At 71.8% G+C, this 21,388-nt stretch carries 21 protein-coding genes and 2 pseudogenes; 6 read left to right on the top strand and 17 right to left on the bottom strand.

Features of this window, described 5'->3' with window-relative positions:
• Positions 1-12 precede the first annotated feature (12 nt).
• The 12 genes and pseudogenes from JAP66_RS01265 to purD form a co-directional block, all read right to left on the bottom strand.
• Positions 13-363, bottom strand: a complete 351-nt coding sequence (locus JAP66_RS01265) for a DoxX family protein (RefSeq protein ID WP_199429331.1) — start codon at positions 361-363, stop codon at positions 13-15.
• 9 nt (positions 364-372) lie between these two features.
• A complete protein-coding gene (locus JAP66_RS01260; protein ID WP_199429329.1) occupies positions 373-558 on the bottom strand; it encodes a hypothetical protein in 186 nt (61 codons plus the stop codon).
• A gap of 116 nt (positions 559-674) precedes the next feature.
• Positions 675-1,838 (bottom strand): pyridoxal phosphate-dependent aminotransferase, encoded by a 1,164-nt coding sequence (locus JAP66_RS01255; RefSeq protein WP_199429327.1) that lies wholly within the window; start codon positions 1,836-1,838, stop codon positions 675-677.
• 74 nt (positions 1,839-1,912) lie between these two features.
• Positions 1,913-2,656: a DUF8692 domain-containing protein gene (locus tag JAP66_RS01250; protein WP_307849391.1), complete on the bottom strand. Its 744-nt coding sequence runs from the start codon at positions 2,654-2,656 to the stop codon at positions 1,913-1,915.
• 93 nt (positions 2,657-2,749) lie between these two features.
• Positions 2,750-2,965: pseudogene (locus JAP66_RS01245) on the bottom strand (transglycosylase SLT domain-containing protein); the annotation flags it as partial.
• Positions 2,966-4,690: 1,725 nt separating this feature from the next.
• Positions 4,691-4,924 (bottom strand): annotated as a pseudogene (locus JAP66_RS32655) (WXG100 family type VII secretion target); the annotation flags it as partial.
• A 62-nt stretch (positions 4,925-4,986) separates the two neighbouring features.
• Positions 4,987-5,313, bottom strand: coding sequence for a hypothetical protein (locus JAP66_RS01235; RefSeq protein WP_307849390.1), 327 nt, complete (start codon positions 5,311-5,313; stop codon positions 4,987-4,989).
• A gap of 30 nt (positions 5,314-5,343) precedes the next feature.
• Positions 5,344-6,120, bottom strand: a complete 777-nt coding sequence (locus JAP66_RS01230) for an ESX secretion-associated protein EspG (protein ID WP_307849389.1) — start codon at positions 6,118-6,120, stop codon at positions 5,344-5,346.
• Complete coding sequence (locus JAP66_RS01225) at positions 6,117-7,808, bottom strand: magnesium chelatase (RefSeq protein WP_199429323.1); 1,692 nt, start codon at positions 7,806-7,808, stop codon at positions 6,117-6,119. The genes JAP66_RS01230 and JAP66_RS01225 overlap by 4 nt, the downstream gene beginning before the upstream one ends.
• A 9-nt stretch (positions 7,809-7,817) precedes the next feature.
• Positions 7,818-8,405 carry a DUF3558 domain-containing protein gene (locus JAP66_RS01220; protein WP_199429321.1) on the bottom strand — a complete coding sequence of 196 codons (588 nt, stop codon included), beginning with the start codon at positions 8,403-8,405 and terminating at the stop codon, positions 7,818-7,820.
• Entirely contained in the window at positions 8,389-8,766 is a 378-nt protein-coding gene (locus JAP66_RS01215) for a hypothetical protein (RefSeq protein ID WP_199429319.1), read from the bottom strand. Before JAP66_RS01215 ends, JAP66_RS01220 begins: the two co-directional genes overlap by 17 nt.
• 118 nt (positions 8,767-8,884) lie before the next feature.
• On the bottom strand, positions 8,885-10,147 hold the full coding sequence (purD, locus tag JAP66_RS01210) for a phosphoribosylamine--glycine ligase (RefSeq protein WP_199429317.1): 1,263 nt from the start codon (positions 10,145-10,147) through the stop codon (positions 8,885-8,887).
• Positions 10,148-10,301: 154 nt separating this feature from the next.
• Here purD and JAP66_RS01205 point away from each other — a divergent pair, with 154 nt between their 5' ends.
• Positions 10,302-11,444, top strand: a complete 1,143-nt coding sequence (locus JAP66_RS01205; protein ID WP_235998646.1) for a glycerophosphodiester phosphodiesterase — start codon at positions 10,302-10,304, stop codon at positions 11,442-11,444.
• Between the two features lie 46 nt (positions 11,445-11,490).
• Here JAP66_RS01205 and JAP66_RS01200 read toward each other — a convergent pair whose 3' ends face one another.
• A complete protein-coding gene (locus JAP66_RS01200; RefSeq protein ID WP_199429315.1) occupies positions 11,491-11,865 on the bottom strand; it encodes a MerR family transcriptional regulator in 375 nt (124 codons plus the stop codon).
• Between the two features lie 338 nt (positions 11,866-12,203).
• Here JAP66_RS01200 and JAP66_RS01195 point away from each other — a divergent pair, with 338 nt between their 5' ends.
• On the top strand, positions 12,204-13,148 hold the full coding sequence (locus JAP66_RS01195) for a LysR family transcriptional regulator (protein ID WP_199429313.1): 945 nt from the start codon (positions 12,204-12,206) through the stop codon (positions 13,146-13,148).
• Positions 13,149-13,186: 38 nt separating this feature from the next.
• Here JAP66_RS01195 and JAP66_RS01190 read toward each other — a convergent pair whose 3' ends face one another.
• Complete coding sequence (locus JAP66_RS01190) at positions 13,187-14,473, bottom strand: adenylosuccinate synthase (RefSeq protein WP_199429311.1); 1,287 nt, start codon at positions 14,471-14,473, stop codon at positions 13,187-13,189.
• Between the two features lie 84 nt (positions 14,474-14,557).
• Between JAP66_RS01190 and JAP66_RS01185 the strand changes: the two genes are divergently transcribed.
• Together JAP66_RS01185 and JAP66_RS01180 are read left to right on the top strand one after the other, a co-directional pair.
• Positions 14,558-15,205 (top strand): hypothetical protein, encoded by a 648-nt coding sequence (locus JAP66_RS01185; RefSeq protein ID WP_199429309.1) that lies wholly within the window; start codon positions 14,558-14,560, stop codon positions 15,203-15,205.
• Positions 15,206-15,312: 107 nt separating this feature from the next.
• Positions 15,313-15,942 carry an HNH endonuclease family protein gene (locus JAP66_RS01180; RefSeq protein WP_372448934.1) on the top strand — a complete coding sequence of 210 codons (630 nt, stop codon included), beginning with the start codon at positions 15,313-15,315 and terminating at the stop codon, positions 15,940-15,942.
• Positions 15,943-15,960: 18 nt separating this feature from the next.
• Here JAP66_RS01180 and JAP66_RS01175 read toward each other — a convergent pair whose 3' ends face one another.
• The 3 genes from JAP66_RS01175 to JAP66_RS01165 form a co-directional block, all read right to left on the bottom strand.
• Positions 15,961-16,377, bottom strand: a complete 417-nt coding sequence (locus JAP66_RS01175) for a DUF3151 domain-containing protein (protein ID WP_199429305.1) — start codon at positions 16,375-16,377, stop codon at positions 15,961-15,963.
• A 196-nt stretch (positions 16,378-16,573) separates the two neighbouring features.
• Positions 16,574-17,602 (bottom strand): class II fructose-bisphosphate aldolase, encoded by a 1,029-nt coding sequence (gene fbaA / locus JAP66_RS01170; RefSeq protein ID WP_199429303.1) that lies wholly within the window; start codon positions 17,600-17,602, stop codon positions 16,574-16,576.
• 59 nt (positions 17,603-17,661) lie between these two features.
• On the bottom strand, positions 17,662-18,492 hold the full coding sequence (locus JAP66_RS01165; RefSeq protein WP_199429301.1) for an LLM class F420-dependent oxidoreductase: 831 nt from the start codon (positions 18,490-18,492) through the stop codon (positions 17,662-17,664).
• A 112-nt stretch (positions 18,493-18,604) separates the two neighbouring features.
• Between JAP66_RS01165 and JAP66_RS01160 the strand changes: the two genes are divergently transcribed.
• Together JAP66_RS01160 and JAP66_RS01155 are read left to right on the top strand one after the other, a co-directional pair.
• A complete protein-coding gene (locus JAP66_RS01160) occupies positions 18,605-19,501 on the top strand; it encodes an SDR family oxidoreductase (RefSeq protein WP_199429299.1) in 897 nt (298 codons plus the stop codon).
• Between the two features lie 144 nt (positions 19,502-19,645).
• A complete protein-coding gene (locus JAP66_RS01155; RefSeq protein ID WP_307849388.1) occupies positions 19,646-21,304 on the top strand; it encodes a sigma-54-dependent Fis family transcriptional regulator in 1,659 nt (552 codons plus the stop codon).
• Positions 21,305-21,388: the final 84 nt, after the last annotated feature.

Here is a 21,388-nt window from a genome sequence, read left to right as displayed (position 1 = left end):
CGCCGTCCCGGATCAGGCGAGGCCGAGCAACACCGCGTTGGCGACGGCGGCCAGCCCGAGCGTCGCGGCGGGCGCGGCGAGCGCGGCCGGATCGCGGGCCCGCAGGTGGTAGGTCACCGCACCGATCATCAGCAGCACGAGGCCGATCGACGCCGCCAGCGCGAGCGGCCGGAACCAGAAGCCCGCGATGAGACCGGCCACCGCCGCCAGTTCCAGCGCGCCGATCGCGCGGTCCAGGGCGGGCGAAACGCCGAGGCGCGCGTCGGCGGCGCGGATCGACGGCGCGCCGGCGATGCGGAGCCCGGCCGCACCGAGAAAGGCGACTGTCAGCAGGAGCGACAGCACGCCGATGACGATCGACATGCGTGCCGGCTACGAGCGGATCTGCTTGGAGTTGCCCCTGCCCTTGATGGCGCCGTAGGCCGCGGTGCCGAGGAAGACCGCCCCGCCGATGACGGCGATCCAGAACACCGCCTTGACGAGGAAGCCGACGATCGAGCCGATCACCATGAAGGCGACCCAGGCCAGCAGCAGGCCGCCGACGATCTTCCAGAACATGGCATTCCTCCGTTGCGCGTGGCTTGGTGCCGAGTACCCCTCCAGGTTGTCACGCCTGGGCCCGGATCGGTGCTGCCCGGACCAACGTTCAGGGAGAATTCGGGGTTCCCCGATGCTCAGCGCAGCCACTCGCCCAGTCGCCGCACCCCCTCGGCGACGTCGGCGCGCGCACCCGCGAAGGAGAACCGCACGAACCGGCCACCCTCGACGGGGTCGAAGTCGATGCCAGGGGTGATGGCCACGCCGGTGTCGGCGAGCAGCCGCTGGCACCAGCTGAGGCTGTCGTCGGTGTGCTCGGAGACGTCGGCGTAGGCGTAGAACGCGCCGTCGACCGGTGCGACCCGGCCGAGGCCCATGTCCCGGAGGCCGTCCAGCAGCAGGTCACGGTTGCTGCGGTAGTGCGCAACGTGACCGTCCAGCTCGGCGTAGGACTCGTCGGTGAACGCCGCGACGGCCGCCTGCTGCGCCAGCGCGGGCGGGCAGATGTTGAAGTTGCCGGTGAGCACGTCGACGGCGCGGTGCAGCCGCTGCGGCACGAGCATCCAGCCGAGCCGCCAGCCGGTCATCGCGAAGTACTTGGAGAACGAGCCGAGCACGACCGCCTCGGTGGATGTCTGCCACGCGCAGCCGGGCTCGGCCTCGTAGGAGATGCCGTGGTAGATCTCGTCGCTGATCAGCTGGACGCCGCGCGCGGAGCACCAGCCGGCGATCGCGGCGAGCTCGCCGGGCGGCAGCACGGTGCCGGTCGGGTTGCTCGGGCTGGCCACGATCAGGCCCTTGACCGGGCCCAGCTCGTCGAGCAGGTCCGTCGTCGGCTGGAACCGGGTGCGCTCGTCGGTGGCGAACTCGACAACCTCGCAGCCGAGCGCCGCCAGCAGGTTGCGGTAGGCCGGATAGCCTGGCCGGGCCATCGCGACGCGGTCGCCCGCCTCGAACGCGGAGAGGAACGACAGCAGGAACCCGCCGGAGGAGCCGGTGGTGACGGTCACGTCCTGCGGGCTCACGTCGAGGGCGTAGCCGCGCTCGTAGTGCCCGGCGATGGCCTCACGCAGCTCCGGGATGCCGAGCTGCACGGTGTAGCCCAGGTCGCCGCGCAGCGCCTTCTCGGCGGCCTCAAGTACGGGCCGCGGCGCGCTCGCCGTGGGCTGTCCCGCGCAGAGCGCGATCACGTCGCCGTGGCTGCGCTGGCGCGCCTGCGCGGCCGAGAGCACCTCCATGACGTGGAACGGGGCGACGTCGGCGCGCGCCGCGGGCCCGGGGAACGTGGCGAAGTCGACCATGCGGCCACCCTAGGCCCCCCACCCCTCGTGAGTGCGCGCGCGAGTTCTAACTCGTGTGCGCACTCACGAGGGGGTCAGCCCCGGTAGTCGAGCGTGAGCCGGCTCCCCTCACGCACCAGTGACAACGACCGTGCGGCCGCGGCCAGCAGGAGCAACACGCCGAGGTTCTCCCCGAGCTCCTCCACGTGGTAGGTCAGCACGTAGAGCGGTCCGCTTTCGCCCTCCGCGATCAACAGCCCCTGCAGCAGCTCCATACCCAGCGCGGAGCCGAGCAGCAGCGCGCAGCCGGTGACGGTCAGCCAGCGCGGCGCACCACTCAGTCGCCGCGCGAGCACCAACAGCGCTCCGGCGACGAGCAAACCCGCGACGGCTCCGGGAACAAGCCAGTAGAACGGGAAGCCGTCGAACGTCACGAGCTGCCTGCCGATGCGGTCAAGACGCTCGTGCAGTTGCGTGTGGTCATCGAGCGAGAGCACCGCCAGCAACCCGGCGCTGACCCACCAGGCCCAATGCTCACGTCGACCGCCGATCCGGGCCGCCACCGCCGTCAGTCCGTGGACCGCCGCGCCGACCACGAGCAGGCCGGTGCTCCACCAGGTCGGCAGGTTGCCCTCCACGAACACGTCGAGGTAGAGCTGGATCTCCCCGCGGTTGCGGGTCAGGGAGTGATGAACGAGCGCGGGTACCGCCATGCTGGCCACGTTGATCGCGACCGAGATGCCGAGCAGGGTCCAGCCGAACGCGCGGAGCCGCAGCGGCAACGGCCGGACCGGCGCAACGGCCGGTGCCACCGACCTGCTGATGGTGTCGTCGGCCACGGCAGCCACCTTTCGCCCGGGTGAACAAAGAGGAAACTTCGGGCAATCCTCACACGCCGCCCGCGCATCCTCCGCACCGGTGGGACCCGGCCGTCAGTAGCCCTGGTAACCGCCGCCACCGGCCATCGAGGCAAGGCCGGGGTGCCCCTCGAAGCCGCCGTAGCGGTCGAACGTGTACCGGACACCGGCGATGATGTTGTCCACCGGGTTGTAGATGTCGTCGTGCCCGGGCAGCTTGTGCGCCTCGAACGTCGGGTCGATGCACTGCATCAGCCCCTTCGACGGCGTGCCCTTGGCGGCGTTACTGTTGCCGGTCAGGAATACGTGCTCGCCCGCCATCGCCGTCCACGTGCCGAGCCCGGTCGTCACGCACCACACGTCACCGCGCCCGGTGTCCTCCTTCGCGAGGAATCCCCCGGTCACCACCGCCTTGTTCGACCGGACCGACATCTCCTCGCTCCAGCTCTCCGGCCGCCCCTCGCGCGTGCTCCGCAACACCCGCGGCCGCGCACCGGAGAGGTACACCGCAAGCACGATGGCGTCGAGAACCGCACCGGGTCGCTGGTAGATGGTGACCTTCGGCCTCGTGCAGCCCGGCCGCATCGAGCGATGTCCCTCGGCGTCGATGACCGCGTTCAGCCAGGCCGCACGTTGCTCGCTCGACATCCCGATCACCTGAGCGACCGCCTCCGACTTCGGGTGGCCCGCGCGGGCGAGCAACCCGCGCGCGTAGTCGTGATCGAGCCGGAACTGATGCCGTGGACCACATCCGCCGCGGTCGTCGGCGTACACGGCGTGCGGTATGCCGTCGAGCAGTTCCCGGAGCCGGCGCACCATCTCCGGCTTCGACTGCGCGATCGAGATCGTCGGCCGGTGCCTGCGTGTCTCCACATGACCGTCACCCGCCACCCAGCCGAGGATCCCCGCCTCCCGCACGGAGATGTCGAGGCGCGAGTCGGTCTCCGCGGGTGCCGCCAGCAGGACCCGGTCCCGGCTGCGGATCTGTCCGGTGTGCACGAACCGCGCGTCCGTCACGTAAACATGGCGCTGCTTCGGTGCGATGATCCCGTGCCTCTTGCGACGATGCACCGCAACCCCGTTCACCGCCTGCGTCGGATTCCGCGGCATCCATTCGCATTCCGGGCAGATGGTCGGCAGGCCGGTCTGCCGCAGGCTGACCCGGGGAACGTTGACCCAATTGTGGTTGGGCGTGGTGATCGCCTGCCAGCGCGAATTTCCGATGCGGACGAGTGGTGCGTCGTCGTGGTGGACGACCCGGGTGATCCGGGTCCACTCGCTACGGCGGGTTGCGGTGTTGTAGCCGATCGTCTCGTCGCCGATCCTGACCTGGTCGTGCTTGAGCCAGCCGCGCCGGGTGAGGATCATCGTGTCCAGCGGCACGCAGTCCCAGTTGTTGATCGCGTGTGGATCTCCGCCGGACTCCTTCTCGATGATCGTCCAGATCTCGTCGATGTTGTCCTCGGTCACCGGGATGCCGTTGGCCTGGAGGATCTTGATCGCCTCGCGGATCCACTGGTCGACGTTGCCGGGCGGCGGGCCGCTCGACGGCGGGCCGCCGCTGGGACCGAGGCCGCCCCCGCCGCCCGGTGCGCCGCCACCGCCCGAGGCGCCACTGCCACCGGAGGAGCCGCCCCCGCCCGTTTCGTGCGTGATCCCGCCGGTCGAAGCCAGTTGCGAGTCCGCCGAGCCGGGCGGGGGCACCGTGGAGAAGCCGCCGCCGATCTCGGCCTTCATCAGCTGCTGGGCCCGCTTGATGGCCTCGTTCGACTGCCGGAGCAGCGCGTCGATGCGCTTCGCCGCGTCCCGCGCGGTCTGCCGGTTGGCCTCGCCGGCGGCCGCGATGATCTCCTCCGCCGTCGGCGCGGGTGGCGCGTCGGCCTCGCCGTTGCGGTAGGCGGCCATCCGCGCGGTGGCGGCGTCGGCCCGGCCCTGCGCGTCGTCGTTGCGCTCGTCGATGGTCTTGCGGGCGTCCTCCTTGGTGCTCCGGATCTCCTGCTTGAGGTCGGCCAGCGTGCCCTGCAACGTGCTGAGCTCGGCCGCGACCTCGTCGAGCTTGTCCTTGACCTTGTTGCCCGCCGCCGCGACCCGCCCGACGTAGTCGAAGAACCGATCGGCCGCAGGCCCGTCCCACACGCCGCCGTCCCGCAGCGGGGCCGCGGCGTTGGTCAGCGCCGCCGTGTGGTCGCCCGCGTCGCGCGAGGCGTCGTCGAACTGCCGCGCCACGTCCTGGATCGCCCCGGGGTCCACTTTGTCCACCCGGGCCGCCTTGGTCTCCACATCGGACCATTCGGCAGGGATTCCCGCGCCCGTCACCGGACTTCCCGCATCGTCAGGTTGTCCGCCGCCACCGCGTCGGTCTCCTTCATCGTCCGCACGGCCTCGCGCAGCGCCGAGCCGGCCGCCGACATCAGGCCGGCCGCCGCCTCGAACTCGTCCTGCATCCCCGTGGTGAACGAGCCGAGCGTGCCCGCCACCTGGTCCGGATCGTCCGGATCCTCGACCTCGCCGAACGGGCTCTGCCCCGCGCGCCCCTCGGGTCCCACGCAGCCCTTCAGCTTGCCTTTCGACGTGCGGAAGTCCTCCGCGATCCGGTCGACACCGTCCGCCGTGATGTTCATCGATTCCGCGTCGTACACGGGCACGGCTCCGTCACTCCCCCTTCGCCCCTACACCTCGTCCAGCAGTTCCCATACGCGCTGCGCGAGCAGCTGGTTGTCCGCGGGCGCGACCGTCGCCCAGTCCCGGCCGTCGCCGCCGGGCCGCACCTCGAACAGGTACCGCCCGGCGTCGGTGTCGTGGAACGCGACGACGCGGCGCGCACGGTGAGTCTGCCCGTCCCGGCCCGCCCGCTGCACGCCGAACTGCCCGCGCGCCAGCGTGCCGAGGAGCATGCCCGCCAGCTCCTGCGCCTGCCACAGCTCGACCCCACGGTCCTCCAGCGCGGTCACCAGCGCCTTGGCGTCGCCGCGGGCCTCGGCGTCGGCGGCGACCAGCACCTCGTGCGGCAGGCTCACCGAGCGGCCCACGCCCGCGGCCAGCTCCCCGGCCACCGACACCGCCGCCTCCGCGAGCGCGGAGTCCCGCGCGGGGATCAGCCAGACCTCGTCGCCGTCGAGCACGCCGAGCAGCGCCTGGCTGCCGATGCTCACCGCGACGCCGGAAATCTGCCGGTCGGTCCAGACCCACAGGTCGATGCCCGCCTTCGGGTACGCGAGCAGGTTGAGCATGTCGACCAGCTCGCCCGCCGCCTTACGTCCCCTGGCGAGCCGCCGCTCGGCAAGTGACTCCCAGGCCCGCTCGACGAGTGCGGCCCGTTCGGCGTGGGTACTGCCCGGGCTGGGCACATCGAGGGCGACGTGCCGTTCGGGGAGCCGCTCGGCCTCCCACAGCATGTCGAACTCGAGCGAGGACAGCACGACGCTGCCGCCTGCCGGTCCGCTCACCGGCGCCCTTCCGGACGCTCGTCGCCGATCACGTCGGGCGACACCATGCGCTGATCGGTGAACAGGTCGCTGTCGTCGACGCCGTAGCGGCGCACGTGGTCACCGTCCTGCTCGTCGCGATCCGCTGCCCGCTCCAGCAGCCCGTTCTGCCTGCTGTTCTCCCTCGGCGCGAGGCGGTCCGAGTTGCGCTGCGCCCTGGCCTCCTCCTCCGGCAGGTCGCCGATGGGCAGCTGGTGGGGCGACCGGGCGGCGCCCGGCGCGCTGCGGCCGACCCCGCGTCCACGGCGCTCACCCTCGCCACTGAGCGCACCGGCGACCCCGCCCGCACCGAGTGCCGCCGCGCCCGCGCCGAAGTCGTTGGCGGACATCCCGGTTCTCGGCGCAGCCGGGTAGCCGCCGCTGCCGGTGCCGCTGCCCGGGGTCTGCGGCTGCGGGGCGGAACCGAAGGACTTGCCCTTGCCGAGCGGCGGCTCGTTCGCGTTGCCGCCGGGCGTGCCGGGGCTCGGCGTCCCGACCTTGCCGACCAGCCCGCTCGCGGGCGGCACCGCCGTGCCGCCCGGAGTGCCGGGCACCGGCGCGCCGGTGGAACCCGGTCCGGCGACCTTGCCGGGCAGGCCCGCACCCGGCGTACCGCCCGGACCCGGCCGCGCGGTCGCTCCGGGCGCCGCTCCGGTGGCGCCACCGGAGCCCTGAGCGGGGGAGCCGGGGGGCGTCGTGCCGGGCTGCTGCCCACCGCCTGCGGTCTCCGGACGGCCGCCCGAGCGCGGCACGCCGCGGGCACCGGCGGCGCCGAGCGCTCCCACGGCTCCTGCCACGCCGCCCGCCGCCGCGGCCGGTGCGGTGGGGACGCCGCTGGGCGCCGTGCGTTCCGGCGCCGGGGCGCCGGGTGCCGGCGTACCGCTGCCCGTGCCGCGCGCCGGTGCGTGCTGGGCCGGCAGCCCGAGGGCGGGGGTCGGCGCGTTGTGCGCCGGAGCGCCCCCCGGGAACGGCCCGGACGGCGCGGCCGCCGGTGCCGGTGCGGGCTGACCGGCGGTGGCACCCGCGGCGGTCGTCACGTCGCCGGGCCCGCCGCCCGCGTCCACCGTGCCCGGCAGTCGCGGCGCCGCGGCGGCACGCAGGGCCTGGGGCGGCGCGAGCTCCTCGGTGCCGGAGAGGTTGTCCCCGCTGTCGCGCGCGTAGGCGTTGAGCGCCTCGAGCGCCTGCTGCCGCGCCTCCCTGGCCGCGGCGACCTTCCTGCTGTGGTCGGTCTCGAAGCCGAGGAGGCTGAGCACGGAGTCCGCCGCGTTGTAGCCGCCGGCACCCGCCCGCAGGGTCTGGGCATCGGGCAGCTTGTGCAGGGTGCGGTTGAACGCCTCACCCTGCGCGAAGATCAACTGCGCGGCGTTGAGCACCTTGTCGTTGGCGTCGCGGGAGAACCGGGCGTGCTCGTTCATCGCGGAACCCGCCTGCGCGCCCGCCTCGCTCTGCCACTCGACGCCGAGCCTGCCGAGCTCGTCACGCAGGGTGTCGTCGGTCTCCGACAGCGATGTGGCGACGGCCTTCAGTGCTTCCACGGCCGCCCCGATGCCGTCGGTGCCCGGACCCGCGCGGAACCGCTCGACCTCGTCGGCGAGCATGTTGTCGGTGTAGCCGTTGAACCGGTGCTCGCGGATCCGCTCGACGAGGGCGGGGATGTCGAGGTTGTCCATATCGGGTCCTTACCTCGTGGCCTGCAGGGTCTGCACGGCGAGCCGCGCCGCCTGGGTGGACATGTCACACAGCTGCCGCTGATCGAAGGCGTTCTGGGTGACCGGGTACAGCTGCGTGCGCAGCGTCTGCCCCTCGGCGACGCCGACGAGCGTCTCGCAGTCCCCCGGATGCGGGCCCGGCGCGTGGTTGACCAGGGCCGGGAAGCCCTCGACCTCGGCGGGTTCGGTGTTGGTGCTCGGGTTCGCGCGCTCGCCGTCCAGCCAGGCGCGCACATCGGCGGTGGTGATCGTCTCGACGTAGTAGCTGTAGTAGGGCTCCGTGCGGTCGACGTCGAGCGAGCACGTCGGCCCGTCCCGCTGCTCGGTGGCGAGCCGCGGCTCGCTGGTCACCTTCAGCTCGTCGAGCTGGGCGTCGCTGAGCAACCGGCACGGGTCGACGCCGCGCAGCGAGAGCTCCGCGGGGCGGCGGGGCAGCTCGGGCGCCGCGGGCGCGGCGGAGGGGTCGGCGCCCGCCAGCCCGGCCTCGGTGGACGTGCACGCCGTCGCCAGCAGCAGCACGGCGCACGCGAGGAGCGCGTGGTCAGCCTTCGTGGACACGGCGGTCCCCGAAGCTCTCCGCTTTCTGCTCCTCGCTCACGCGGTAGGTCTCGCTGGCGGTCCGGAGCTGCTCGGCAAGGTCGCGCAGGCCCTGCACGTACGCGCGGACCCGCTGCTCGTAGGAGCCGGGGCCACCGGCGACGAGCACGTTCCACGCCTCGGTGGCGTTGGTGGAGACGACGTCGGCGGCAGGCGGCGGGATGCGCAGCGCGGCGAGGTGCCCGGCGATCTTCTCCTGCAGCAGGCCCGCCTGCTCGTCGATCACCCTTGCGACGTCGAGGATGTTGTCCGGCGAGACCTGGATGTCCCGGGCGTCCGGGACACCGGGGACAGCCGCGGCGAGGTCCGTGTTCTCTGCCATGTGCGCACCCCTTGCTACGGTCGGTAGCCAGCCGGACTCACACCGCAGGCTACCAACCCCCGTGTGACGGCGACCTGAAGTTCGACGAATCGAGAGGGCCGCCGGTTCCCGCGGATCGCTAGCCGGTGGGCAGCGCGATCTCGCCGCGCACGGCACGCAGGGCGATGTCGGTGCGGTGGTGCGCCCCGGGCAGGTGAACCTTCGCCACCCGCTCGTACGCCTGCTCCCTGGCCGCCCTCAGGTCCGGGCCCGTGCCGACGACGCTGAGCACGCGGCCGCCGTGTGACACCACGGCGCCGTCCTCGCGCCGCCGGGTGCCCGCGTGCAGCACGCCCTCGGCCTCACTGCCGGTGATCACGTCGCCGGTGCGCGGGACGCCGGGGTAGTTGTTCGCGGCGAGCACGACGGTGACGGCCGCGCCGTCCGCCCAGTCCAGCGGCGGCTGCCCGGCGAGAGTGCCGGTGGCCGTGGCGTGCAGCAGCCCGGCGATCGGGGTGCGCAGCAGGGCGAGCACGGCCTGGGTCTCGGGATCACCGAAGCGGCAGTTGAACTCGATCACCTGCGGGCCGTCGGAGGTCAGCGCCAGCCCCGCGTAGAGCAGGCCGGAGAAGGGGATGCCCCGGGCGGCGAGCTCGTCCACGACCGGCTGGACCACGGTGGCCACGATGTCGTCGACCAGGTTCGGCGGCGCCCACGGCAACGGCGCGTAGGCGCCCATGCCGCCGGTGTTCGGGCCCGCGTCGCCGTCGCCGACTCGCTTAAAGTCCTGCGCGGGCAGCAACGGCACGACCGTGCGCCCGTCGACCAGGCAGAACAGCGAGACCTCCGGTCCGTCCAGAAAGGACTCCAGCACGACGGGGTGGCCGCCGTCGAGCAGGGTGAGAGCGTGTTTGTGCGCGGTGTCGAAATCGGTGGTGACCACCACGCCCTTGCCCGCCGCCAGGCCGTCGTCCTTGACCACCCAGGTGGGGCCGAACCGGCGCAGCGCCGCGTCGAGATGCGCGGGGTTGTCGACGACCTCGCTGCGGGCGGTGGGCACCTTCGCCGCGGCCATCACGTCCTTGGCGAAGGACTTGGAGCCCTCGATGCGGGCGGCCTCCGCCGACGGGCCGAAGCAGGCGATGCCCGCCCTGCGCACGGCGTCCGCGGTGCCCGCGACGAGCGGCGCCTCGGGGCCGATCACGACGAGGTCGGCCTTCCATTCACGGGCGAGCTGCGCGACCGTGGCCGGCTCGGACATGTCGCCGCCGAGTGTCTCGGCGAGCGCGGCCGTTCCCGCGTTGCCCGGCGCGCAGCCGAGTGCCGTGACCGCCGGATCGTGTGAGGCGGCGAGGACGAGGGCATGCTCACGGGCACCGGAGCCGATTACCAGGACGCGCACGGCTTCACAGCGTAGCCGCGACCGTTCGGCGCGGCCCGGCTCCCCTGCCGTTCACCCGCATGTTCCCCGCACGCCGTATCGGCGTCGTGCGGGCGACGGGCCGGGCGACGAGGGTGTGCCCGTATCCCGACGTTCACGAGAGAAGGTCACGAAGATGCGAAAGCGCTGGAGCACGCGCACCTGGAGACGGACCGCGGTGGCCCTTTCCGGCCTCGCCGTACTGGGCATGACGAGCGTGGTGATCGTCCCGGCGAGCGCCACCGAGGCGCCGCGGACGGCCTTCGGCCAGCCACATGCGCACGACGAGCCCCTCGTCATCGGGCATCGCGGCGCGTCGGGGCACCGGCCGGAACACACCCTGGCCGCCTACGAGCTCGCCGCACGCATGGGCGCCGACTACATCGAACCCGACCTGGTGACGACCAAGGACGGCGTGCTGGTCGCGCGGCACGAGCCGGAGATCGGCGGCACCACCGACGTGGCCGACCATCCCGAGTTCGCCGACCGCAAGACCACGAAGTCGCTGGACGGCACCGAGGTGACCGGCTGGTTCGCCGAGGACTTCACGCTCGCCGAGCTCAAGAAGCTTCGCGCGAAGGAGCGGATTCCCGAGCTGCGCCAGGAGAACACGATCTACGACGGCCGGTACGAGGTTCCGACGCTGCAGGAGATCGTGGACCTGTCCCGGCGGCTGTCCAGGCAGCTGCACCGCGAGATCGGCCTTTATCCGGAGACCAAGCACCCGACGTACTTCCGGGAGCAGGGCCTGCCGCTGGAACCGGCGCTCGTGCGGACGCTGACGCGCAACGGGCTGAACCGGCCGAACGCGAAGGTGTACGTGCAGTCGTTCGAGGTGACCAACCTGCGTGAGCTGCGGCGCCAGCTGCGGGTACCGCTCGTGCAGCTGATCGGCGGCTCGGGGGCGCCGTACGACCTGGTGGCCGCGGGCGATCCGCGCACCTACGACGACCTCGCCACGCCGGAGGGGCTCGCGGAGATCGCGACGTACGCGCGGGGGATCGGTCCTTCGAAGGACCGGATCATCCCCAGGGACGCGGGCGGCTTCCTCACCGAGCCGACGACGCTGGTGGACGACGCGCACGCCGAGCGGCTGGTGGTGCACCCGTACACGTTCCGCGCCGAGAACACCTTCCTGCCCGCCGACTTCCGGTCCTCGGCGGATCCGGCCGCGTGGGGCGACATCTTCGCCGAGTACGACGCGTTCCTGGCGACCGGCATCGACGGCGTGTTCGCCGACCACCCGGACATCGCGGTGGCCGCCTTCCGCGACAGGTAAGGCACAGCTCGTGAGTGCGCACGCGAGTTCTAACTCGCGTGCGCACTCACGAGCAGGTGGTGGATTCCGCGGCCGTGTAGACCTCGATCTTGTGCCGGATCAGGCGCTGATGCTCGCGCAACCGGGCGATCTGCTCCTCGACCCGGCTGTCGTGCTCGCGCAGCACGGCCAGCCGCTCCCGGCGCCGCTCGTCTCCCGCGCGCAGCAGCTGCACGAACCGGAGCATGTCCGCGATCGGCATCTCCGTGTCGCGCAGACAGCGCAGCAGCCGCAGCAGGTTCAGGTTGTTCTCGTCGAACCGCCTGCGGCCGCCCGCCGTGCGGCCGACGTCGTAGAGCAGGCCGATCTTCTCGTAGTAGCGCAACGTGTCGATGCTGAAGCCGGTCTTCTGGCTCACCTCTGCCGGCGAGTAGGAAATCACGAAACCTAGAGTGGCACCTGGAGTGGACTCCAGGTCAAGACTCGTGAGTGCCTACGCGAGTTCTAACTCGTGTGGGCACTCACGAGGGGTGGCGACCCGGCCGGCTGCGCGTCGCAATCCGGACACCGCCCGCGCCGACCAGCCGCATCTGGAGCGACCCGCAGGCGCAGCGCGTCCAGACGGTCTCACCCTCGGGCGTCCGGTGCCGCGAGAGCACGGCGAACGGCCGCGTATCGGGCCAACCACAGTACGGACAGTTACTCATGCCTCCAGCATGGGCGCGCTGAGTGTGCAGGTCCAGGTTGGATAAATGCACGGAAACGTGAAGAATCGCCTACATGATCGACCTGCGCCGGCTGAGCGTGCTGCGAGCGGTTGCCTACTACGGCACGGTGACCGCCGCCGCCCGTGCGTTGCACCTGACCCCGTCCGCGGCCTCCCAGCAGGTCCGCCAGCTCGGCAGGGAGCTCGGCGTGCCACTGCTCGAACCGAACGGTCGCAACGTCCGGCTGACCGCCGCCGCCCGCAACCTGCTGGCCCACGCCGAGGCGATCGAGACCCGCTGGCAGCAGGCCGAGGCGGAGTTGCACGCGGGCGGCGACGAGCCCGCGGGGAACCTGCGCATGGCTGGCTTTCCGACCGCGATGTGCCGGTTCCTCGGGCCGGTCGCCGCGACGCTGACCGCCCGCCACCCGAAGCTGTCCGTGCACGTACGGGAGGCCGACACGGCGACCTGCTTCGACCTGCTCTTCGACGGCGACACCGACCTGGCCGTGCTCGAGGCGGTGCCCGGCAACCCGGCGACCAGCGACCCGCGCTTCGACCAGCGGCCGCTGCTCGACGACCCGTTCGACCTCCTGGTCCCCGCCGGGCACCGGCTGGCCGGGCGGCGGCACGTCGAGCTGGACGAGGCGGCGGACGAGCCGTGGATCATCGGTGTGGCCGCGGACCCGGCCCGGCAGCACGTACTGGCGGCGTGCTCCGCGGCGGGATTCAGCCCCACCATCGCGCACGAGGCCGCCGACGCGAGCCTCGTGGCGAACCTGGTGCATCTCGGGCTCGGCGTCGCACTGTTCCCCCGGCTGTCCCAGCTGTTCCCTGACCTCGACGTCCGCCGGGTGCGCCTCGGCGGCACCGCGCCGTCGCGCAAGTTCCTCACCTGCACCCGGCGCGGCGCCCGGGATGCGCCCCCGGTCGCCGCCGCGCTGACGCTGCTCGGCGACGCCGTGCGCGGCTACGGCTGCAGCGCCTCTACTGCGCCGCGTTCGCGGGTAGCGCGGTAGCTCGCGCGCTTCGGGTCAATTCGCCGACCGCGAACACGTCAGGCGAACTGGTGCCGCACGATCGTCTGCTCGCGGCCAGGGCCGACGCCGATCGCCGAGACTCGCGCCCCGGAGAGCTCCTCGATGCGCTCGACGTACGCCCGCGCGTTCACCGGCAGCTCCGCGAACGTCCGGCACTGGCTGATGTCCTCCCACCAGCCGGGCATCTCCTCGTAGATCGGGATCGCGTGGTGCACGTCGGTCTGCGTCATCGGCATGTCCTCGGTGCGGAAGCCGTCCACCTCGTAGGCCACGCACACCGGCACCTTCTCCAGCCCGGACAGCACATCGAGCTTGGTCAGGAAGTAGTCGGTGATGCCGTTCACCCGCACCGCGTAACGCGCGATGACCGCGTCGAACCAGCCGGTGCGCCGGGACCGGCCGGTGGTGACACCGAACTCGCCGCCGGCCTTGCGCAGGTTCTCGCCGGACTCGTCGTGCAGCTCGGTGGGGAACGGCCCCGAGCCGACCCGCGTGGTGTAGGCCTTGAGGATGCCGAGCACGGTCGTGATGCGGCCCGGCCCGATGCCCGAACCGGCGCTCGCCCCGCCGGAGGTCGGGCTCGACGAGGTGACGAACGGGTACGTGCCGTGGTCCACGTCCAGCAGCGTGCCCTGGGAGCCCTCCAGCAGCACGGTCTCGCCGCGTTCGAGTGCCCGGTTGAGTTCGAGCCGGGTGTCGGCGATGCGGTGGGCGAACCGCTCGCCCTGTTCGAGCACCGTGTCGGCGACCTCCGCCGGGTCGAGCGCCTTGCGGTTGTAGACCTTCACCAGCACCTGGTTCTTGAACTCGAGCGCGGCCTCGACCTTCTGCCGCAGGATCTTCTCGTCCAGCAGGTCCTGCACGCGGACACCGACGCGGGCGATCTTGTCCTGGTAGCACGGGCCGATGCCCCGGCCGGTGGTGCCGATCTTCTTCGCGCCGAGGTAACGCTCGGTGACCTTATCGATCGCCACGTGGTACGGCATGATCAGGTGCGCGTCGGCGGAGAGCAGCAGCCCGGCGGTGTCGACGCCGCGCTCCTCCAGCCCGGCGAGCTCGTCGAGCAGCACGCCCGGGTCGACCACCACGCCGTTGCCGATCACATTGGTCACACCAGGGGTGAGAATGCCGGACGGAATGAGGTGCAGCGCGAAATCCTGGCCGTCGGGCAGCACGACCGTATGGCCCGCGTTGTTGCCGCCCTGGTAGCGGACGACCCACTGGACCCGGTCGCCGAGCAGGTCGGTGGCCTTGCCCTTGCCTTCGTCTCCCCATTGGGCACCGATGAGCACGATGGCCGGCATGTGACACTCCTGGTTATTCGACGGCAGGATTCTTGGCGCTGGTAAATGCCGGTGCATGAGCGTACAGAAACGGAGGACCGGCGGGTGCGTGGACCGGTGCTGGCCTGCGGGCAGATCGCGACGGCGCTGCCACTGGACGGGCTCCGGGTCGAGGCGCTGCCCGCCAGGCCGGGCAGGAAGGACGTCGACCCCCTGCTCGGACCGGAGCTCGTGGTCGCGGGCACCGACGCCGATCTCGCGGCGGTCGTGCTGCGCCTGCTGCGCACCGAACGGCTGGCCGTGACCTCGGTCGGGTTCGTGCCCACCGACGCGGACTCGCCGTTCGCGCGGCGCTGGGGACTGCCGGCCGACCCCCGGCAGGCACTGAAGCTCGCGCTGACCGGCACGGCGCGGCCCGTGCCGCTGATCCGCGACGACGCGGGCGGCGTGCTACTGGGGCGCGGCTCGCTCGCGCCCGTGAGCGGCGTCGTGTACTGCGACGACCAGCTGGTCCTGCGGGGGCGGACGCGCTCGATCGAGGTGGAACCGGACCGCGGCGAGGGCGCCGGGCTCGTGGTGTCGCTGGCGCGCGGCCGGCTGCTCAACCGGCGGAAGAGCTTCGCCGGACGCGCGGTGCAGTTCGGCTGCGTGCCGGTGACTCCCGTTTTGGACGGCGTCCCGTACCCGCGCGCGATGGAGCGCTGGACCTGGTACCGGCATACCGAGGACTTGCTGCTGACGCGCCCTGGTTGAACACGCTCCGCGCCACGTTAACCCGACAGTGTTGCCTCGGTCACCTTGGTGAGTCAGAGTCGGAAAGTCCCCAACACCCTGCGCAGAGAGGCGACGCCGTGCCGACCATCCGCACTCTCCGTAACTCACTGATCGCGCTGGGCGCCATCGGCGTTCTTACGGCCGGCTCGGCCGGCGTCGCGACCGCCGAGCCGCCCGGCATTCCCGACGAGGCCACCGCACGCAACCAGCTCGCCGCGCTGACGGTCGCGGCCGACGGTTCGATGGCAGGCTACGACCGCGACCGCTTCCCGCACTGGAGCAGCCAGGGCGACAACTGCAACACCCGGGAGGCGGTGCTGAAGCGTGACGGCACCAGGGTGGAGACGGGCGGCGACTGCTACCCGACGTCCGGTAGCTGGCGCAGCCCGTACGACGGGGCCACGTGGACGCAGCCCTCGGACGTGGACATCGACCACGTCGTGCCGCTCGCGGAGGCATGGCGGACCGGCGCGGCGGACTGGACCACCACCGAACGGGAGGCGTTCGCCAACGACCTCGACGGCCCGCAGCTCATCGCCGTCACCGACAACGTCAACCAGGAGAAGGGCGACGACGGGCCGGAGGCATGGAAGCCCTCGGAGACCGGCTACTGGTGCACCTACGCGAGCATGTGGATCGCGGTGAAGCACGAGTACCGGCTGACCACGAGCGGCGCCGAGAAGGCCGCGCTGACGGCCATGCTCGACCGCTGCTGAAGCCCACCCGGCTCGTTCTCAGTCGGCCAGGCCGGCCGCCTGCGCGGCGGCCGGATCGGAGTCGTCGAGCAGCTGCCGGCAGCGCTCGTACTCGTCGGTCTCACCGATCCGGCCTGCCGCCTTCGCCAACGCCGCGACGGAACGCAGGAAGCCCTGGTTGGGCCGGTGTTCCCAGGGCACCGGGCCGAAACCCTTCCACCCCGCACGGCGCAGCTGGTCGAGCCCTCGGTGGTAGCCGGTGCGCGCGAAGGCGTAGGCCGCGACGAACTCGTCCGCGGCCAGGGACCGCTCGGCCAGCGCCGCCCACGCCTCGCTGAAGTCTGGGTGTTCGGCGGCGACCTCGGCGGGATCGGTGCCGGAGTCCATCGCCGCCTCCGCCTCCGGGCGTTCGGGCAGCTTCGTGGGATCCGGGCCGAGCAGGTTGGCGTGCGTCATGGCCGCCATTGTGGTGCAGGCCCGGCGATCAGAAGAAGAGGGTCACCACCATGCCCCCGCCCGCCAGCACCAGTGCGGCGACGAGGACGGCGGCAACGAGACGTTTCGGCATCATGAGTGAACAGCTTGCCTCACTCCACTCGGCCGCCCCGATGTGGCATCCGGCCCACCGGACGCCACATCGGGGCGACGAGGGCTAGAGCTTCTGGCCCGCGGACTTGAGGTTCTCGGCCGCTTCGACCACGCGGGCAGCCATGCCACCCTCTGCCGCCTTCAGGTAACTACGCGGGTCGTAGGTCTTCTTGTTGCCGACCTCCCCGTCGATCTTCAGCACGCCGTCGTAGTTCTTGAACATGTGATCGGCGATCGGCCGGGTGAACGCGTACTGCGTGTCGGTGTCGACGTTCATCTTCACCACGCCGTACGACACCGCCTCGTGGATCTCCTCCAGCAGCGAGCCGGAACCGCCGTGGAACACGAGCTCGAACGGCTTGGCGTCCTGCCCGAGACCCAGCTTCTCGGCGGCCACCTGCTGGCCCCGCTTGAGCACGTCCGGGCGCAGCTGCACGGCACCGGGCTTGTAGGAGCCGTGCACGTTGCCGAACGTGGCGGCGAGCAGGTAGCGGCCCTTGTCACCGGAGCCGAGCGCGTCGACCGTCTTCAGGAAGTCGCCCTCGGCGGTGTAGAGCTTCTCGTTGATCTCGTTGGAGACGCCGTCCTCCTCGCCACCGACGACGCCGATCTCCACCTCCAGGATGATCTTCGCGGCGGCAGCCCTGTCCAGCAGGTCGGAGGCGATCTTCAGGTTCTCGTCCAGGTCGATCGCCGAGCCGTCCCACATGTGGGACTGGAACAGCGGGTTCTCGCCACGGTTCACCCGCTCCTTGGAGATCTCGATCAGCGGGGAGACGAACCCGTCGAGCTTGTCCTTGGGGCAGTGGTCGGTGTGCAGGGCGACGTTGACCGGGTACTTCGCCGCCACGACGTGCGCGAACTCGGCGAGCGCGGTCGCACCCGTCACCATGTCCTTCACCTTCTGTCCCGAGGCGAACTCGGAGCCGCCGGTGGAGAACTGGATGATGCCGTCGCTCTCCGCCTCGGCGAAGCCGCGCAGGGCCGCGTTCAGTGTCTCCGACGAGGTCACGTTGATGGCCGGGTACGCGAACTCGTTCGCCTTGGCCCGGTCCAGCATCTCCGCGTAGACCTCGGGTGTGGCGATGGGCATCGTTGTCCTCCTCGGCTGACAGTCGCTTCCAACTCGATCCTACGAGCCCGGCGCCCCGCTCAGAACAGAGCGTCGGCGAGGGCCTGGTACACCGGGAGCGGCTCGTTGTCCTCGGTCAGCACATGGATGCAGACGTGGTCGGCGCCGGCGTCGAGATGTGCGCGGACCCCGCGGGCGACCGTCGCCGCGTCCCCGTGGATCGCCAGCGCGTCGATCAGCCGGTCGCTGCCGCCGTTGTCGATGTCGGCCTCGGTCCAGCCGAGCCGCAGCAGGTTCTTCCGGTAGTTCACCAGTCCGAGGTAAGGGTTGCGCACCGGCGGCCTGCCGATCTCGCGCGCCCGCTCCGGGTCGGTCTCCAGCACGACCTTCTGCTCCGGCGCGAGCAGTGCCGCGGTGCCGAGGATCCCGCGGGCCTGCCGGGTGTGCTCCGGCGTCGTGAGGTACGGGTGCGCGCCTGCCGTGCGCTCCCTGGCCAGTTTCAGCACCCTCGGCCCGAGGGCGGCGAGGGCACGGCCCTCGACCGGCACGCCCGCCTCGTCGAGCTCGTCCAGGTAGGAGACGATCTTGTCGTAGGGCTTCTGGTACTCCTGCGTGGCCTCCGGGTGCCCGACCCCCACGCCGAGCAGGAACCGGCCGGGGTGCTTTTCGGCGATGCGGTGGTAGGACTCCGCGACCGTCGCCGCGTCGGCGTTCCACATGTTCACGATCCCGGTGGCGACGGTCAGCGTGCTCGTGGCGCCGAGCAGCCGTTCCGCCAGCTCGAGGTCGGCCGGTGGCGAGCCGCCGATCCAGATCGCGCCGTAGCCCAGCCGCTCCACCTCGGCGGCCAGCGCGGGGTTCAGTCCGCTGGCCCACCGCCAGATTCCGATCTTGCCCAGGTTCATCGTCATATCAGTGCCAACAGCTCGACGGCGGCCCGGAATTCCGAAGCCTACTTGCGAGTAGCCTACTGGGAGTAAGTTGAGGTACGGTGCCGGTCAAGGCATACCGATGGAGGCACCCATGGCGTTCCTGACCGGGCAGAAGATCAAGGGCAAGGTCGTGCTCATCACCGGCGCGGCCCGCGGCATCGGCGCGGGGCTGGCCAAGCGGCTGGCCGCCGACGGCGCGAAAGTGGCCCTGGTGGGCCTGGAACCCGGCGAGCAGAAGAAGGTGGCCGAGCGCATCGGACCTGCCGCCAGGTCGTGGGAGGCCGACGTCACCAGCTGGGAGCAGCTCGAGCGGGCCACCGCCGGGATCGTCGAGCACTTCGGCGGGATCGACATCGTGGTCGCCAACGCCGGCATAGCGTCCACCGGCTTCGTCCGCTCGGTCGACCCCGCCGCATTCGAGAAGGTGATCGAGGTCGACCTCCTCGGCGTCTGGCGCACGTTCCGCGTCGCCATGCCACACGTCATCGAGCGCGGGGGCTACCTGCTCGCGATCTCCTCGCTCGCGGCGATCGCGCACGCCCCCGGGATGGCGAACTACGCCGCCGCGAAAGCCGGCGTCGAGGCCTTCTGCAACAGCCTGCGCGCGGAGGTCGCCCACCTCGGCGTGCGGGTCGGCGTCGCGCACCCCACCTGGATCAGGACCGACCTTGTCGACAGCGCCGACGCGCACCCGGTGTTCGGCAAGCTCCGTACCGGGATGCCTGGCCTGATCGGCAAGACCTACCCGCTCGACGTCGCACTCGGCTGCATCGAGACCGGCATCAGGCGCCGCGCCCGCACCATCCACGCGCCGCGCTGGGTCGGCGGGCTGAAGTTGATCCGCACGTTCCTGCCGCCGATGATCGAACTCGGCTCGCGGACCCGCGTGCCCGCGGCCGACCGGGCCGCGCTGGAGGACATCGCCGCGCGCGGCGCCAGGGAGTCGTCGATCACCGGCCACGGCGGTCGCGCGGCGAATCAGAGCTGAGGAGACGTCGGCCGGCTGAGCTGACTCGTGAGTGGCTACGCGAGTTCTAACTCGTGTACGCACTCACGAGTGGTATGCGCGGGGGTGCATCGAACGGTGTTCACCTGCCATGATGGCGAGAACCCACTCGACGGGGAGTGCGCCGTGGACCTTCTCGATGAGCAACGACAGCTGCGGCCCGAGATCGCGGAGTCGTGGCGGCGATCGGAGCTCAGCGGTCTCAGGCCGGGCAGCCCGACCGACCGCCTGACCGTCAGGGACATCGACCGGCGGAGCAGGCTGCTCGGCGCGGCGACCCCGGTGCTCGACGAGATGGCCCGGCACCTCGCCGACACCGGCCTGTGCGTGATGCTCGCCGACCGCGAGTGCCGGATCGTAGCTCGCCGGTTCGGCACCCGGTCCGTGGAGCGGGTCCTCGACAGCATCCACGCCGTGCCCGGCTGCCAGTTCACCGAGGAGACCAGCGGTACGAACTCGCTGGCCACACCGTACGAGGTAGGACACGGCGTGGCCGTGCACGGCGAGGAGCACTACCTGGAGTCGCTGAAGCGGTTCACCTGCTACGGGCACCCCATCGTCCACCCGGCGACGAAGCGCCTCGAAGGCGTCCTGGACATCACCGGTCTCGTGGAGGACACCAACCCGCTGCTCGCGCCGTTCCTGGTGCACGCGGTCGCCGACATCGAGCGGCGACTGCTCGACGGATCGAAGCTGGCCGAGCAGCGGCTGCTCGCGGCGTTCCAGTCGGCGCAGCACCGCTCGTCGGCCGTGCTGGCGCTGGGTGAGGACGTCGTGCTGGCCAACACGGCCGCGGTCGACCTGGTCGACGCCGCTGACCACCCGCTGCTGCGCGAGGTGAGCCGGACCCGCCGGGGCGTGCGCAGGCTGCGCCTGACCTCCGGCACCGAGGTGGAGGTGCGGGTCGAGGCGGTGTCGGTGAACGCGGGCACGCTGTTCGAGCTGGCACCGGTGCGCCCGGCCTACCCGTCGGCCGCGCGGCGGACGGGGCGGCGCGGCGCCGGTGGGGTGCTGCCCGCCGAGGCGCAGGACCGGCTGCAACGGAGCATGCAGGCCCGTCGCCGGGTGCTCGTCGCGGGTGAGCCGGGTACCGGCCGCTCGACGGCCACCGCGGAGCTCGCCGGGCGGGAACCGGCGGCCAGGCTGGACGCCGCCGACGTGCCCGCACTCGGCGAGGGCGCCTGGGCGGCCCGGCTGGAGCGACTCGCCACGGAACACCAGGGCCTCGTCGTCGTCGAGGCCGTGCACCTGCTGCCGCCGGTGCTCGCCGCGGGCGTTGCCCGGCTGCTCGACGAGACGTCCGCATGGATAGCGCTGACCAGCGGGCCCTCCGCCGAGCTGAGCGGCGAGCACGCCGCGCTCGCCACCCGCATGCACCGCCGTGTCGAGCTGCCGCCGCTGCGCGAGCGGCGGGCCGACATCCCCGCTCTGGCCCGCACACTGCTCGGCGCGCTGTGGCCGGACAGCTCGCTGCGGCTGACGGCGGGAGCACTCGAACTACTGGCCGCGCAGCCGTGGCCGGGCAACCTGCGGGAGCTGGCGACCGTGCTGCGGGCCGCCACCGAGCACCGCTCGGCCGGGGACATCACGGCACGGGACGTGGCGCCGAGCTGCCAGGTCAGCGCCGCTGCGCACCGGCTGACCGGCTGGGAGCAGGCCGAGCACGACGCGATCACCAAGGCGCTCGCCGCCGCGAGCGGCAACAAGGTGCACGCCGCGAAACGGCTCGGGATCAGCCGCTCGACCCTCTACAACCGGATGCGGGCGTTGCGCATCAGCTCGTAGCACCGCAGCCGAGGAGCTGTTTGCGTTTCTCGAGCACAGCCGAGGTGTCCGGGATTTGCACAGTTGACGCGCCGGGAGCCCGTC

It is taken from the genome of Qaidamihabitans albus (assembly GCF_016464705.1).
Classification (GTDB): domain Bacteria; phylum Actinomycetota; class Actinomycetes; order Mycobacteriales; family Pseudonocardiaceae; genus Qaidamihabitans; species Qaidamihabitans albus.
Note: the sequence above shows the minus strand (reverse complement) of the source record. Positions and strands in the feature narration are given on the sequence as shown.